General features: G+C 66.8%; 17 protein-coding genes. 13 read left to right on the forward strand and 4 right to left on the reverse strand.

Annotated features, from left to right (window positions below; all coding sequences use genetic code 11):
• Positions 1–118 precede the first annotated feature (118 nt).
• The 4 genes from G6N51_RS15085 to G6N51_RS15100 are packed head-to-tail and all read left to right on the forward strand — an operon-like array spanning position 119 to position 3,680.
• Positions 119–1,216 carry an amidohydrolase family protein gene (locus tag G6N51_RS15085; RefSeq protein WP_083168698.1) on the forward strand — a complete coding sequence of 366 codons (1,098 nt, stop codon included), beginning with the start codon at positions 119–121 and terminating at the stop codon, positions 1,214–1,216.
• Positions 1,217–1,240: 24 nt separating this feature from the next.
• The gene (locus G6N51_RS15090; protein WP_083168516.1) at positions 1,241–2,386 is read left to right on the forward strand and encodes an amidohydrolase family protein; all 1,146 of its coding nucleotides are present in this window, start codon (positions 1,241–1,243) and stop codon (positions 2,384–2,386) included.
• Between the two features lies 1 nt (position 2,387).
• Positions 2,388–2,798, forward strand: coding sequence for a Rieske (2Fe-2S) protein (locus tag G6N51_RS15095; RefSeq protein ID WP_142274826.1), 411 nt, complete (start codon positions 2,388–2,390; stop codon positions 2,796–2,798).
• Positions 2,799–2,813: 15 nt separating this feature from the next.
• Positions 2,814–3,680 carry an alpha/beta fold hydrolase gene (locus tag G6N51_RS15100; protein WP_083168513.1) on the forward strand — a complete coding sequence of 289 codons (867 nt, stop codon included), beginning with the start codon at positions 2,814–2,816 and terminating at the stop codon, positions 3,678–3,680.
• A gap of 5 nt (positions 3,681–3,685) precedes the next feature.
• Here G6N51_RS15100 and G6N51_RS15105 read toward each other — a convergent pair whose 3' ends face one another.
• Positions 3,686–4,159 carry a hypothetical protein gene (locus G6N51_RS15105; RefSeq protein ID WP_083168510.1) on the reverse strand — a complete coding sequence of 158 codons (474 nt, stop codon included), beginning with the start codon at positions 4,157–4,159 and terminating at the stop codon, positions 3,686–3,688.
• 36 nt (positions 4,160–4,195) lie between these two features.
• On the opposite strand from G6N51_RS15105, the gene G6N51_RS15110 reads away from it, so the two are divergent.
• The 9 genes from G6N51_RS15110 (at position 4,196) to G6N51_RS15150 (ending at position 12,019) form a co-directional block, all read left to right on the forward strand.
• Complete coding sequence (locus G6N51_RS15110; protein WP_083168508.1) at positions 4,196–5,503, forward strand: NADH-ubiquinone oxidoreductase-F iron-sulfur binding region domain-containing protein; 1,308 nt, start codon at positions 4,196–4,198, stop codon at positions 5,501–5,503.
• Entirely contained in the window at positions 5,500–5,796 is a 297-nt protein-coding gene (locus G6N51_RS15115; RefSeq protein ID WP_083168506.1) for a ferredoxin, read from the forward strand. Before G6N51_RS15110 ends, G6N51_RS15115 begins: the two co-directional genes overlap by 4 nt.
• 120 nt (positions 5,797–5,916) lie before the next feature.
• Positions 5,917–6,237, forward strand: coding sequence for a hypothetical protein (locus G6N51_RS15120; protein ID WP_083168503.1), 321 nt, complete (start codon positions 5,917–5,919; stop codon positions 6,235–6,237).
• Between the two features lie 92 nt (positions 6,238–6,329).
• Positions 6,330–7,985 carry a thiolase C-terminal domain-containing protein gene (locus G6N51_RS15125; RefSeq protein WP_083168500.1) on the forward strand — a complete coding sequence of 552 codons (1,656 nt, stop codon included), beginning with the start codon at positions 6,330–6,332 and terminating at the stop codon, positions 7,983–7,985.
• Positions 7,982–8,881, forward strand: a complete 900-nt coding sequence (locus G6N51_RS15130; RefSeq protein WP_083168498.1) for an alpha/beta hydrolase — start codon at positions 7,982–7,984, stop codon at positions 8,879–8,881. The genes G6N51_RS15125 and G6N51_RS15130 overlap by 4 nt, the downstream gene beginning before the upstream one ends.
• Positions 8,878–9,693: an NAD(P)-dependent oxidoreductase gene (locus G6N51_RS15135; protein WP_083168495.1), complete on the forward strand. Its 816-nt coding sequence runs from the start codon at positions 8,878–8,880 to the stop codon at positions 9,691–9,693. The genes G6N51_RS15130 and G6N51_RS15135 overlap by 4 nt, the downstream gene beginning before the upstream one ends.
• The gene (locus G6N51_RS15140) at positions 9,690–10,490 is read left to right on the forward strand and encodes an NAD(P)-dependent oxidoreductase (RefSeq protein ID WP_083168492.1); all 801 of its coding nucleotides are present in this window, start codon (positions 9,690–9,692) and stop codon (positions 10,488–10,490) included. Before G6N51_RS15135 ends, G6N51_RS15140 begins: the two co-directional genes overlap by 4 nt.
• Before the next feature lie 111 nt (positions 10,491–10,601).
• Complete coding sequence (locus G6N51_RS15145; RefSeq protein WP_083168489.1) at positions 10,602–11,807, forward strand: cytochrome P450; 1,206 nt, start codon at positions 10,602–10,604, stop codon at positions 11,805–11,807.
• Positions 11,808–11,818: 11 nt separating this feature from the next.
• Positions 11,819–12,019, forward strand: a complete 201-nt coding sequence (locus G6N51_RS15150; RefSeq protein WP_083168486.1) for a ferredoxin — start codon at positions 11,819–11,821, stop codon at positions 12,017–12,019.
• 3 nt (positions 12,020–12,022) lie between these two features.
• On the opposite strand, the gene G6N51_RS15155 is transcribed toward G6N51_RS15150, so the two are convergent.
• The 3 genes from G6N51_RS15155 to G6N51_RS15165 all read right to left on the reverse strand — a co-directional run bounded on the left by G6N51_RS15155 (position 12,023) and on the right by G6N51_RS15165 (position 13,797).
• Entirely contained in the window at positions 12,023–12,256 is a 234-nt protein-coding gene (locus tag G6N51_RS15155; RefSeq protein WP_276055579.1) for a DUF1330 domain-containing protein, read from the reverse strand.
• Positions 12,257–12,340: 84 nt separating this feature from the next.
• Positions 12,341–12,529, reverse strand: a complete 189-nt coding sequence (locus tag G6N51_RS15160) for a ferredoxin (protein ID WP_083168480.1) — start codon at positions 12,527–12,529, stop codon at positions 12,341–12,343.
• Positions 12,526–13,797: a cytochrome P450 gene (locus G6N51_RS15165; RefSeq protein WP_083168477.1), complete on the reverse strand. Its 1,272-nt coding sequence runs from the start codon at positions 13,795–13,797 to the stop codon at positions 12,526–12,528. Before G6N51_RS15165 ends, G6N51_RS15160 begins: the two co-directional genes overlap by 4 nt.
• Positions 13,798–13,803: the final 6 nt, after the last annotated feature.

Consider the following 13,803-nt stretch of genomic DNA (forward strand, 5'->3'; position numbering starts at 1 on the left):
TGACTAAACGAAACGCTTACCGAAAACCCGTTGATCGACGGTTGAGAAGAATGTTAGATTATCTATCATATGACCCGACTGGGCTCGCGTTGGCCGCCCGAGTCGAAGGATGGCTGTCGTGATCGAACACGCTGACGGAACCCGCACACCACTCGTCGATGCGAGCGTGCACATCTTCTTCCCGTCCAACAAGGCGCTGCGCAAGACCCTGCGTGAGCCGTTCAAGAGTCGTGGCTTCCCCGATTACGAGATGGACTGGTACGGCGCCCCGGGCGGTGAGTACGCGCCCGGCACCGAGGGCCCGGACCGCCAGTACCCCGGATCCGATCCGGAATTCGTTGCCAACGAACTGTTTTCGAAGCGCGGGGTCGACATTGCGGTCCTGCATCCGATGGCGCGCGGCATCATGCCGGACCGGCACCTGGGCACGGCGCTGCACGCCGCGCACAACGAGATGATGGTGTCGGACTGGCTAGAGTCCAGCGAGTTCGGCGACCGGTTCCGCGGCACCATTCGGGTCAATCCCGACGACATCGCCGGCGCGTTGCGGGAGATCGAGAAATGGCGTGCGCATCCGCGGGTGGTCCAGATCGGCGTCCCGCTGCAATCCCGCGAGCTGTACGGCAAACCGCAGTTCTGGCCGCTGTGGGAGGCCGCGGTCGACGCGGGCCTTCCCGTCGCCGCGCACATCGAAGTGGGCAACGGAATCATGTTTCCGCCGACGCCTTCCGGCAACACCCGCACCTACGAGCAATACGTCAGCTTCATGGCGCTCAATTACATCTACCACCTGATGAACATGATCGCCGAGGGAGTGTTCGAGCGCTTCGCCGGACTGAAGTTCGTCTGGGCCGACGGCGCCGGCGACTTCGTAACCCCGTTCATCTGGCGGATGGACACATTCGGGCGGCCGCACCTGGAGCAGACGCCCTGGGCGCCGCGCATTCCCAGCGACTACCTCCCCGGCCACGTGTATTTCGTGCAGGGCAGCCTCGACGGTCCCGGCGACGTGGAGTTCGCCGGTGAATGGTTCGGCTTCACCGGCAAGGAAGACATGGTGATGTTCGGCTCCAGCTACCCGCACTGGCAGTTCGGTGACGCCACGAAGCTGCCCAGCGCACTGTCCGCCGAACAGCGCGAGAAGGTGTGCTGGCGCAACGCGGCGCAGCTCTACGGCATAGACATGCCCGCCGGAGTGGGCGCACAGTATGAGTAAGACGCAAGACCGAGGAGTTCGAAGATGACGTTGACACATTCGCAGGAGCGGGTTCCCGCTGCCGAGCGCATAGCCGTCCGGTGCGTCGACTCGGATGTCCACCCGGCGCCCAAGCGCGGCGAGCTGCTTCCGTACATCCCCGAGCCGTGGCGCAGCAAGTACTTCCTCAACCGCAATGTCGGTGAGCTGATCTTCTACGACGCCCCCGACTACGCGCACTCCTACGCGATGCGCGTGGACACGTTCCCGCCCAACGGCGAGTTCCCCTGCAGCGACCCGGACTTGGCGTTCCGCCAGCTGATCATGGAGGCGGGCTCCGACATCGCGATCCTGGAACCGGCCGCCTACCCGGCCCGCCTGCCCGAAGCGCAACACGCGATGTCGTACGCGCTGAACGACTGGCAGGCCAATCACTGGCTGGACAGCCACCACAACTGGCACGAGCGGTGGCGCGGTTCGATCTGCATCGCCATCGAGGAGCCGCAAGAGTCCGTGCGCGAAATCGAGCGCTGGGCAGGACATCCCTACATGGCGCAGATCCTGATCAAGGCGGAGCCCAAGCCGTCGTGGGGCCATCCCAAATACGACCCGATCTGGGCGGCGGCGACCAAGCACGACATCACCGTGAGCTGCCACCTGTCGCGCAGCCAGTTCGACGAATTACCGATTCCGCCGGTGGGATTCCCCAGCTACAACCACGACTTCATGGTGACCTATTCGCTGTTGGCGGCCAACCAGGTGATGAGCCTGATCTTCGACGGCGTCTTCGACCGCTTCCCGACCCTGCGGATCGTCTTCGTCGAGCACGCGTTCACCTGGATCCTGCCCCTGATGTGGCGGATGGACGCGATCTACGACGCACGCAAGTCATGGGTGGACATCAAGCGCAAGCCGTCCGAGTACGTCAAGGACCACATCAAGTTCACCACCCAGCCGCTGGACTACCCCGAAGACAAGACCGAGCTGACCCGCGCGCTCGAATGGATGGAGTGCGAGAAGATCCTGCTCTTCTCCTCGGACTACCCGCACTGGACGTTCGACGACCCCCGCTGGTTGGTCAAGCACCTCCCCAAAGCGGCCCGCGACGCGGTGATGTACAAGAACGGCATCGCGACTTACCACCTGCCCGAGACCGTTCCGGTCCTCGAGGGTCAGACCCGGGTGCTCTGACTTGACCATTGAACAAGAAGGGGCGACCAAACGGCCCGGGCCCCGCCTCGCCCAGGGCCGCGAGCATGTCGTCGCAACCGTAGACGAGATCCCACCGGGCAAGCACAAGCTGGTACCCATCGGGCGGCATGGCGTCGGTGTCTACAACGTCAACGGCAGCTTCTATGCCATCGCGAATTACTGCCCCCACCAAGGTGGTCCGCTGTGTTCGGGACGTGCCCGGGGACGGACGATCGTCGACGAAACCGCTCCGGGTGACTCGGTCATGGTGCGCGACCTGGAATACATCTATTGCCCCTGGCACCAATGGGGTTTCGAGCTCGCGACCGGCACGACCGCAGTCAAACCGGAATGGAGCATCCGCACCTACCCGGTGCGCATCGTGGGCAACGACGTTCTGGTGCAGGCCTAACCACAGGAGAATCGCGTGCCGTCTATCGAGATCAACGGGGGAAACGTCGTCTACGAAATCCTCGGTGACTCAGGTGATCTCATTGCGCTGACGCCGGGTGGGCGGTTTAGCAAGGAGATCGAGGGCCTGCGCCCGCTTGCCGACGCACTCGCGGGCGGCGGCTATCGCGTGTTGCTCTGGGACCGGCCGAACTGCGGCGCTTCCGACGTGCAGTTCTACGGGCAGAGCGAGTCGCACATGCGCGCCGAGACGCTGCACAAGCTGGTGACCGGGCTGGGCTTCGAGCGCTGCATCCTCGCCGGGGGGTCCGGCGGCGCAAGGGATTCCATGCTGACCACGATGCTCTACCCCGAGATGGTCACCAAGCTCGTGGTGTGGAACATCGTCGGCGGTATCTACGGCAGCTTCGTGCTGGGCTCCTTCTACATCATCCCGAGCATTCTCGCGGTGCGCGGCACCGGAATGGACGGCGTGGTCAAGGTGCAGGAATGGCGCGATCGCATCGAGGAAAACCCGAACAACAAACAGCGGTTCCTCGACTTCGACAAAGACGAGTTCCTCAAGGTCATGCTGCGCTGGCTCAACGCGTTCGTGTCCAAGCCCGGGCAGACGATTCCCGGGGTCGAGGACGAGATGTTCGACCGAATCAAGGTTCCCACGTTGATCATTCGCGGCGGCGAGAACGACATGGATCACCCCAAGCGAACATCCCTCGAGGTGAGTTGCCTGATCAAGGGGTCCAAGCTCATCGATCCGCCGTGGCCGGAGGACGCGTGGGAACGTGCGTCCGAGGACCGCGCGGCCGGGCGGGTGCAGCACTTCAACATGTTCGACACGTGGGTGCAGGCCGCGCCCGCGATCCTCGAGTTCCTGGGCTCGTGATGGTGCTAGACCGTGCGAATGTGAACCTCGCAGTTCAGCGACGCCTCCAGCGCCGTGTGGATTCGGCTCTCCGGGAGGCGTTCCAGATCCTCCTCACGCAGCGTCACGTACACGATGTCGAAACCGTCGTCACCCGGGGTCCGCTCGATATCACCGGTGAGCCCGAAACCGGACAGCACACCGTGCGCGTCAGCGTCGGTGCCCCGGCTGATGAAGGTGACCACACCGGGAACCGGGGAGCCGCCGAACACATTGGCGCACAACTCGATCGCCGCCTTCTTGGCCTCGTCACCGTGTTCGGCCGCGATCAGCACTTCGACCTCCCGGCGGCCCACCGGCATCGCCGCAAGGTCGTTCGCGACCACGTCGGCACCCGCCTCACGCGCAACCCGAAGGAGCTCTGCCATGCCGCCTCGTAGCTGCGCGGGCGTGTACGCGCTTTCCGGGTCAACATTGACGCGCACCACCGCAGTTCGCATGGGTGCAAGCCTAACCAGGACGATGGCGGGCCAGTCGTGAACACCGCGCAATCCACCAGCATCAGCGCCGCCACCTGCCCCGGCTGTGAACCCCGGTTGTTGGTAGAAGGGACGCCCAGGTCCGGCGAAGACCTCACGGCGTACCGACGGCTCGGCGGATACCGGCCGCTCGTCGACGCCGATGCCTTGCTGCGCGAGGTCGAAGCCAGCGGACTGGTCGGCCGCGGTGGCGCGGCCTTTCCGCTCGCGACCAAGTTGCGCGCGGTACGCGACAATGGTCGCAGCGCCGCTGGCTCGATCGTCGTCGCGAATGGCGAAGAGGGAGAACCGGCTTCGGTCAAAGACCGCTGGCTGCTGCGCAACCGCCCACACCTGATTCTGGACGGGCTCCGGCTGGCGGCCGCGGTCATCGAAGCGGACCGCGGCTATGTCTACGTGTCCGACCCGGAATCGGCGCACAGCGTTGAGGCCGCGCTCGACGAGCTTGATCCCGACGCGTTCGGTGGCATAACGGTCGACATGTTGACCGTGCAGCCCGGGTACGTGGCCGGCGAGGAGACGGCCGCCGTCCGCGCGATCAACGGCGGCCCGGCCAAACCGACGGACAAGCCCCCACGCCCCTTCGAGACCGGCGTCGGTGATCGGCCCACACTGGTGAGCAACGTCGAGACTCTGGCCAACCTGCCGTACCTGCAGGGCCACGGCGCTGCGGCGTTCCGTTCGCAGGGCACATCGCTCTCCCCGGGCACCTTCCTGGCCACCATCACCGGGGCCGGCCGGCCGGCCGTCCTCTACGAGCTTCCGCACGGTATGCCGTTCACCGAACTTCTTGCGCTACACGGCGTTCCGGCGGATCAGGTGCGCGGGGCATTGATGGGCGGTTACTTCGCCGGTTTGCTCAACCGCACCGTGCTGGAGACGACCTTGGACCACGAGTCGATGCGGCGGCTCGGCAGTGGCCTGGGTTGCGGCGCGATCTCAGTGATCACCGACGACTGCCCCGTCGCGGTCGCGGCGTCCGTGCTGGCCTACTTCGACCGGGAGAACGCCGGGCAGTGCGGTTCGTGCTTCAACGGTACGGCGGCGATGGCCGCGGCCGCCGGCGCGCTGCGCGACGGTGCCGCGACGACGGAAGACGTCGAGCGGCTGCGCCGCTGGTCGGTGCTGCTGCGCGGGCGCGGCGCGTGCGCAACACTGGACGCCGCTACCAACGTCGCCGCCAGCCTGCTCGGTCAATTCCCCGGCGAAGTCGCCGCCCACCTCGACGGCGCATGCCCGGACTGCACCCGCGGCGCCTTCCGCGCCGACCGTCCCTACGAGGCGGAAGCTGTGAGGCTGACATGAAGATCCGCTTGGACCGCACCGTGTGCGACGGCTTCGGGATCTGCGCGAAATACGCGCCGGGATACTTCTCGCTCGACGACTGGGGCTATGCGTCCCTCATCGGCGACGGCTCCGTGGCGGAGCCGGATCGCGATGCGGTCATGCGCGCCCTGATGGACTGCCCGGTGCACGCCATCGCCGAGATCGGCGAACGCACCTCGCCGGCGCCGCACCCGCCGCTCACCGACGCGGACGACCCCGCCGAGCACCTCAAAACCGAAGAGAACGAGGCGGAATGGGGATTCACGCGTTGAGCCGGGGCTCACGAAGAGCCGCGCTGTCGCCCCAGAATGCCGCTGGACATGGTCATGGCGGTCTCAACGGAATAGGCTGACAGCAGCCAAAGTCAGGATGGCCCCAATGGGAGGCCCACCATGAGATGGTTCGTTCGTCGACTGGCCGCCGCCATCGCGGTTGCCTTCGTGGCGACGGCGGTCGCGGTGATCGCGAGGCCGGCAATCGGCTCGGCGGAGTGCGTCGACAACATGTCGTGGAATCCGGCGACCCGCGAGTGCAAGCCGCCGCCGGCAGCGCCGGCGTGGTACACGCTCCCGCCGCCATACGCCCCGTCATTCGCCGGGCACGATGTGCCGCCGCCTCCGCCACAGCCGTGGTGGACATCGGAGCCCCCGATGTGGAGTGTCGGCTTTCACCAGTGGGGCATCTACGTAGGCGGTGTCTGGGTGCCGCTGTGATCTCGCCACCCCGCGGTGATAACGTAATTCTCCGATTCGTATAACGGTCCTACCAAGAGCGCTCGGGGGCCGTTCCGACTCGCGGAGGTAACGTGTCAGCAGCACAGGGACGACCGTTGCCCCTGATCACGCAGGACAACGAATTCTTCTGGACTTCGGGCGCCGACGGCGCGTTGCGGCTGCAGCAATGCAATAGCTGCGAATCGCTGATCCATCCGCCGGCGCCGGTGTGCCGGTACTGCCGGTCGCGCGATATGGGCGTGCGGGCGGTCTCGGGCCGGGCAACGCTCGCCGGGTTCACCATCAATGAACGGTTCAGTTTGCCCGGCATGCCGGCGCCGTACGTGATCGCCCAGGTCGCCATCGCCGAAGATCCGCGGGTTCGGTTGACCACCAACATCATCGAGTGCGAGCCGGATCGGCTCGAACTCGGCCAACAGGTCGAAGTCGTCTTCGAGCAGGTCGAGGACGTGTGGTTTCCGCTGTTCCGGCCGGTACAAGACGCCGAGCCCGGTCCACTGCCCGTCGACGAAATAGCGCCGGAGCGCTTCGGCGAGCATGTACGCCCGATGCTGACCACCGAGAAGTTCGAAGACAAGGTCGCGCTGACCGGGATCGGCATGTCGCCGATCGGCCGCCGCCTGATGCAGCCGCCGTTGGCGCTGACCGTGCAGGCGTGCGAAGCGGCCATCGCCGACGCCGGCCTGGCGTACGCAGACATCGACGGCCTGTCGACCTACCCCGGCGCGATCAACGTCGGCGGCTTCGGGGAGGGCGGGGTGACCGCGCTGGAAGCGGCGCTCGGCATCCGGCCCACGTGGCACAACGGCGCCATGGAAACATTCGGCCCGGGCGGATCGTTGATCGCGGCCATGCAGGCGGTCGCCTGCGGCCTGGCCCGTCACGTGCTCTGCTTCCGCACGCTGTGGGAAGCCACCAACGGCGAGCTGATGAAGCAGGGAAAGATCAGCCCGTCGATGGGCCGGATGTCGGGCTGGCAAATGCCATTCGGCGCAACATCTGCGGCCCACACCTTGGCCATGAACGCGCAGCGGCACTTTCACCGTTACGGCACCACGAAGGAGACTCTCGGCTGGATCGCGTTGAACCAGCGGGCCAACGCCGAGCTGAACCCCACGGCGGTCTACCGAAGTCCGATGACGATGGACGACTATCTGAACGCGCGGCCGATCACCACACCCTTCGGCCTCTACGACTGCGACGTGCCGTGCGACGGCGCGATAGCGGTCATCGTCTCCGCCGTCGACGCCGCCCGCCATCTCGCCAAGTCGCCGGTGCTGGTGGAAGCGGTGGGAACGCAGATCATCGAACGCATCGACTGGGACCAGAGCACTCTCACCCACGAGCCGCAGGTACTGGGCCAGGCCGCGCACGTGTGGACACGCACGACGTTGCGCCCCAACGACGTTGACGTCGCCGAACTCTACGACGGCTTCACCATGAACTGCCTGTCGTGGATCGAGGCGCTGGGCTTCTGCGGCATCGGCGAGGCCAAGGAGTTCCTCGACGGCGGCAAGAACATCGCCCGCGACGGCCAGCTACCGCTCAACACACACGGCGGCCAGCTCTCGCACGGCCGGACCCACGGCATGGGCCTCGTCCACGAGGCGGTCACCCAGCTGCGCGGGGAGGCCGGGGACCGCCAGGTCGCCGGCGCCCGCGTCGGCGTGGTCAGCAGCGGCGGTCTCACCCCCAGCGGTGTGCTGCTGTTGCGAGCGGACGAATGACCCGCCCCGCTGCCCGGCCCAGGCTGGTGATCGTCGACGGCGTGCCGATGTCGGCGCTCATCGCCGAATCCGCCGAGCCCAAGGCCGTGATCGTCGCCATCCACGGCGGAGGCACCACCGCGGCCTATTTCGATTGCCCGGGCCACCCGTCGTTGTCGCTGTTACGGACCGGCGCGGCAACCGGATTCACCGTGGTGGCGCTCGACCGGCCCGGCTACGGCAGCTCCGCGCCCTATCCGGAGGCGATGGCCCTGCCCGAGCAGCGGGTCAACCTCGCCTACGGGGCGGTGGACCGCATCCTCGGTGATCGGCCACGCGGCGCGGGGTTGTTCCTGATGGGCCATTCCGGGGGGTGCGAACTCGTGATGCGGATGGGCGCCGACGAGCGCGGCGCCGAGCTGCTGGGCATCGAACTGGCCGGCACCGGCCGCCGCTACCATCCGGCGGCCCGGGACATCCTGAAGACCGCTACCCGCGAGCGCCGCCCGGCCGGCCTGCGTGAGTTGCTGTGGCACCCCGAAAACCTTTACCCGCCAGAGGTTCTCACCGGCGCCACGGTCTCTCCGACCGCGCCGTCCTATGAGGACCAGATGGTCTCCAATTGGGCCCGCCAGGATTTTCCGGCGCTTGCGCCCGCGGTGCGGGTCCCGGTGCAATTCAGCATCGCCGAACACGAAAAGGTCTGGCAGAACGATCCTTCCGCGGTGGCCGAGATCGAGGAGCTGTTCTCCGGCTCGCCGCGATTCACCGTGCATCGGCAGCCCGACGCGGGACACAACATGAGCCTGGGTCACACCGCGTCCGACTACCACGCGAAGGTTTTTGCGTTCGTCGACGACTGTGTGGCGGCCCGCGCGAATCGCCTTGACGCAGAAGGCGACCTGGAGGCCGGATGAGAGTCGGATTCATCGGCCTGGGCAGTCAGGGCGGCCCGATGGCGCGGCGGATCGTCGAGGGCGGTTACCAGACCACGCTGTGGGCGCGCAGGCCCGCGACCCTGGAGCCGTTCGCCGACACCACGGCGAAGGTCGCCGAGTCACCGGCCGGGCTCGCGGCGGCCAGCGATCTGGTGTGTCTTTGCGTCGTGGGTGACGCGGACATCGACGAGCTCGTCGACGGCGAGCGCGGGCTGTTGGTGGCGATGAAGCCGGGGGGCGTGATCGCGGTGCACAGCACCGTACACCCCAACACGTGCCGCGAACTGGCGAAGAAGGCGGCGACCAAAGGCGTTTCGGTCATCGACGCGCCGGTGAGCGGCGGTGCACCGGCGGCCTCCGAAGGGCGCCTGATGGTGATGGTCGGCGGCGACGCCGACGTCGTCGAGCGGTGCCGCCCGGTCTTCGCAACCTACGCCGACCCGATAGTCCACCTCGGGGAGCTGGGTTCCGGTCAAACCACCAAGCTGCTCAACAACCTGCTGTTCACCGCCCACCTGGCCACCGCGGCCAGCGCGCTGTCGCTGGCCGGCGCCCTCGGCGTCGACCCGGACCGCCTCACCGAAGTCGTCTCACGCAGCAGCGGGAACAGCTTCGCGCTCAACGCCCTTGGCGGGATCGGCGGATTGGACCGGCTCGCCGGCGTGGCCGGGGCGCTGCTGCAGAAGGACGTCCGCCTGGTGGTCGACTTGGCCGACCGGGCCGGGACGAGCGGTGGCGCCGTGCTGGAGGCGGCCGACGCCGCCCTGGCCCTGATGGGCCATCCACGGTGAGGGTCGGATTCGTCGGCGCCGGACGGATGGGCCGTCCCATCGTGTCCCGTCTGCTGACGGCCGGGCATGACGTTCAAGTGTTGGGCCGAACGGCCGAGAAGCGGTGCGAGCTCGAGAAGCTCGGCGCGCGTGCGGTCCGCGACGTCGCCGAGGCCGCCGCGCTGGCCGACATCGTGCTGCTCTGCGTGTTCACCGATCAGCAGGTGCGGGAGGTATGCCTGGACGGCGGGTTGCTGTCCGCGATGCCGTCCGGCGCGGCGCTGGTGGTGCACACCACAGCCAGCCCGAAAACGATCGACGCCCTCGCCGCAATCGCCGATGGGCTCGACGTCATCGATGCCGCGATCAGCGGCGGCCCACACGACGCCGCCGCCGGCCGGCTCACGCTGTTCGTGGGCGGCGCCGACGACGCGGTCACGCGGGTGCGGCCGGTGCTGAGCAGCTACGGCGATCCCGTCTTGCACGTCGGCCCGCGCGGCTCCGGCCAGAAAGTGAAGCTTGTGAACAACGCCCTCTTCGCGGGTCATATCGGGCTGCTCGCGGAGGCCATGCGATTGGGTGAGCGTCTCGGCGTGCCGGAATCGACGCTGCTGAGGGCGCTGGCGCACGGCAGCGCGGCCAGCCGCGTACTGAACCTGGTGGCGGCGGGCGGCTCCGTCGCATCGTTCCTCGACGTTGCCGGCGAATTCGTGAACAAGGACGTCGCCGTCGTGCGCGGCATCAGTGAAGAACTCGGCAGCGATCTGGGCGCCCTCGAGGAGGTCATCCAGTCCATCGACGTCGCGAAGAGGGTTTGAGAAGCTGGCGTTTCGCTCTTTCCGGTTCGTCACGAAGGTATTACCGTTACCGTTACAGTCAACGACTCGGCTGTAACGGTTCAGCCCACCCTCGCCGCTGAGGAGGAATCAGTGACAAAACCGAAGGTCGTCTTCGATCCGTACTCCGAGGACTACTTCAACAATCCGTTCGACATCTATCGACGGATGCGCGAGGAAGCGCCGCTGTATTACGACGAGAAAGAGGACTTCTACGCGCTGACCCGCCACGAGGACGTCGCGGCCGCCTTCAAGGACTTCGAGACGTATTCGTCGGCGCGCGGCTGCGACCTGGCGATGGTGCGCCGGGGCGTGTCCCCGGAGCAGAAGTCGATCATCTTCATGGATCCGCCGGAGCACCGCCACATGCGCAGCCTGCTCAACAAGGCGTTCACCCCCCGGGCGATCCAGTCACAGCGCGAGACGATCGTCGAGGTGATCGACAAGTATCTGGGTGCCGCCGACCCCGACAACTTCGATGTCGTGCAGGACTTCTCCGGGCCGTTCCCGGTGGAGGTGATCACCCGGATGGCGGGCGTGCCGGAGGAGTACCGGCAGCAGGTCCGCCACTGGATCGACACCAGCCTGTCTCACGAACCGGGACAGATCGAGATCAGCGAAGCCGGCATGCAGGCCAACATCGACACGGCGATGTACTACTTCGGCCTGGTGCAGGAGCGGCGGCAAGAACCGCAGGACGACATGATCAGCCGGCTGATCGCGGCCGAGATCCCCGGCGAGGACGGCCAGCTGCGCAAGCTCGACGACATCGAGATCTGCGGATTCGCAACCCTTCTGGGCGGTGCGGGCGCCGAGACCGTCACCAAACTGATGGGCAACGCGGCGGTGATCTTCGCCCGTCACCCCGACCAATGGCAGAAGCTGCAGGACGACCGCGACAAGATCCCGGGGGCGGTGGAAGAGCTACTGCGCTACGAGGGTCCAGTGCAGTACAACGTGCGCTACACCCTCAAGGAGGCGCACGTCAGCGGTGGCGTGATTCCCGCCGGCAAGCCGGTGTTCCTGTGCGGCGCCGCGGCGAACCGCGACCCCGAGGCCTTCACCGACGCCGACACCTTCGACATCGAGCGCGACCAGACCGAGGCCCAGCACCTCGGGCTCGGGTACGGAATCCACAGCTGCCTCGGCGCCGCGCTCGCCCGCCTGGAAAGCAGGATCGCGCTGGAGCGGCTCCTCGACTTCATGCCCCGCTACGAGGTGGACTGGGCCGGGTGCACGCGGGTGAACATGCAAAACGTCGCGGGCTGGAAGAACGTGCCCGTCAAGGTGCTTCGGTAAAGGGGGTCGCGGTGACCAGAAAAATCGAGGTCGATTGGGGGCTCTGCGAGAGCAACGGTGTCTGCATGGGCATCAACCCCGACATCTTCCTTCTCGGCGACGACGACATGCTGACCGTGTTGCAGGAGGAAGTCACCCCGGAGAACGAGGCAGACGTGCGCGAGGCCGTCCGTCAGTGCCCTCGCCAGGCCATCTCGATCGTGGGCGAGTAGCGATCAGAATCCGGAGACGATGACGGCATTGCAGTCGGCCGCGGCCTGCCGCAGCTTCGCCGCCTTTTGGTAACCCTCGGACTCGTACCAGGCGCGGGCCGCGTCCACCGATTCGAATTCCAGCACGACGGTCTGATCGCCGTGCCAGGTGCCCTCGATCACCTTGGGAGCGGTGTCCACCGCCAGAATGGTGGCCCCGCCCATCGCCGAACCGGCGGCCCGCGCATAGGCTTTCATGCCCTCCGGATCGTTGATGGCCTCCGTCAAGATGACGTATCCCTTAGCCACTTCGTGAATCTCCTTGTTTCCCTGCGGTGCTGATCAGATCTCGCTGATGGCCTGCTCGGGGCAGGACTTGATCGCCTCCCGAGTGGCTGCCTCGAATTCCGTTGGGATGTCTGACGGTATCGCCTCGGCGTATCCGTCGTCGGTGAGACTGAACACCTCCGGGCACAGCGTCGTGCAGACGCCGTGGCCACGGCAGCGCTGGTCGTCGACTGTGACTTTCATGCCGGGGTGAACTCCAGGTGCAGCTCCGTCAGCCCGCGCAGGATGTACGTCGGAACGTATTGGTAGCGACGGTCGTCCGCGGGACCGTGCATGCGCTCGTCGATCCGGATGTCGGAGGTCCGGTCGAGCAGGCGCTCGATCGCCACCCGGGTTTCGGCGCGCGCCAGCGGCGCCCCCGGGCAGCTGTGGATACCGCGCCCGAATGAGATGTGCTGGCGGGCGTTCTTGCGGGCCGGATCGAACGTGGTGGGGTCCTCGAACCGGCGGGGATCACGGTTGGCGGCCGCCTGCACGACCATCACCGTGGTTCCGGCGGGCAGGTCGACGCCGCCGACGTTGACGGGCACCCGATTCAGCCGGAAGTCGCCCTTGACCGGGCTCTCGTGGCGCAGCGACTCCTCGATGAAGTTGGGAATCAGGCTACGGTCCTTGCGCAACTGCGCTTGGATGTCGCTCCGCTCCCCGAGCGTCTGCAGGGCCGCACCCAGCAACCGCACCGTGGTCTCCTGCCCCGCCGAGAAGACATTGCTGGCGACGCGTGCCACGTCCTCGACGTCGGGGATGGAGCCGTCCGGGTACGTTGCGGTCGCCAGGCCGGTCAGCACGTCGTCACGGGGATCGCGGCGGCGGTCCCGGACGTAGTCGGAGAAGAGTCCGTAGAGGAACTCCAGCGGACTGTGCGCCAGCGAGCCCTTGGTGCCCCCGACGCCGCCGCCCGAGTGGTCGCGGATGCCCTTGACGAATTTGTCGCGGTCTTCCTCGGGCACGCCGAGCAGGTCAGCGATGACGAGCAGCGTGAACGGGCCCGCGAAACCCTTGATGAAGTCGCCGTGGCCGGGCGCCAGGAACGTGTCGAGCACCTGGTCGGCGAGCACCCACATGGCGTCCTCGTTCTCCTTGAGGCGCTTGGGGGTGATCAGCCGCATCAACAGCGAGCGGTGGTTGGTGTGGGTCGGCGGATCGAGCGTCGGCAGTTGGTCGCTGAACGGCAATTCGTCGCGGTGCTTCTCGATCAACTCGGTGACGTCGTCGCCCTCCAGCGGTACCGGAAAGCCGGGGAACGGGCCGGTCACCGAGATGCACGAGGACCACGTCTCGGCGTCGTTGAGCACGGCGCAGGCCTCGTCCCAACCGGTGATCATCGTGACGTCGTGATGGGGCTCCCGCGTGACGGGACACTGCTGGCGCAGCGCCTCGTAGTAGGGGTACGGGTCGTCAATCAGCTCGCTGCCGCGGAAGAAGTCCAATTCGGAGAATTCGTTCGCCATCTCCCG

It is taken from the genome of Mycobacterium paraseoulense (assembly GCF_010731655.1).
GTDB lineage: Bacteria > Actinomycetota > Actinomycetes > Mycobacteriales > Mycobacteriaceae > Mycobacterium > Mycobacterium paraseoulense.

What these genes read in the sequence shown, in the direction of transcription:
- G6N51_RS15090 (WP_083168516.1), top strand. Translation starts at nt 1,241, where the DNA reads ATGACGTTGACACATTCGCAGGAGCGGGTTCCCGCTGCCGAGCGCATA.
- G6N51_RS15105 (WP_083168510.1), bottom strand. Translation starts at nt 4,159, where the DNA reads ATGCGAACTGCGGTGGTGCGCGTCAATGTTGACCCGGAAAGCGCGTAC.
- G6N51_RS15115 (WP_083168506.1), top strand. Translation starts at nt 5,500, where the DNA reads ATGAAGATCCGCTTGGACCGCACCGTGTGCGACGGCTTCGGGATCTGC.
- G6N51_RS15120 (WP_083168503.1), top strand. Translation starts at nt 5,917, where the DNA reads ATGAGATGGTTCGTTCGTCGACTGGCCGCCGCCATCGCGGTTGCCTTC.
- G6N51_RS15130 (WP_083168498.1), top strand. Translation starts at nt 7,982, where the DNA reads ATGACCCGCCCCGCTGCCCGGCCCAGGCTGGTGATCGTCGACGGCGTG.
- G6N51_RS15135 (WP_083168495.1), top strand. Translation starts at nt 8,878, where the DNA reads ATGAGAGTCGGATTCATCGGCCTGGGCAGTCAGGGCGGCCCGATGGCG.
- G6N51_RS15155 (WP_276055579.1), bottom strand. Translation starts at nt 12,256, where the DNA reads ATGAAAGCCTATGCGCGGGCCGCCGGTTCGGCGATGGGCGGGGCCACC.
- G6N51_RS15160 (WP_083168480.1), bottom strand. Translation starts at nt 12,529, where the DNA reads ATGAAAGTCACAGTCGACGACCAGCGCTGCCGTGGCCACGGCGTCTGC.
- G6N51_RS15165 (WP_083168477.1), bottom strand. Translation starts at nt 13,797, where the DNA reads ATGGCGAACGAATTCTCCGAATTGGACTTCTTCCGCGGCAGCGAGCTG.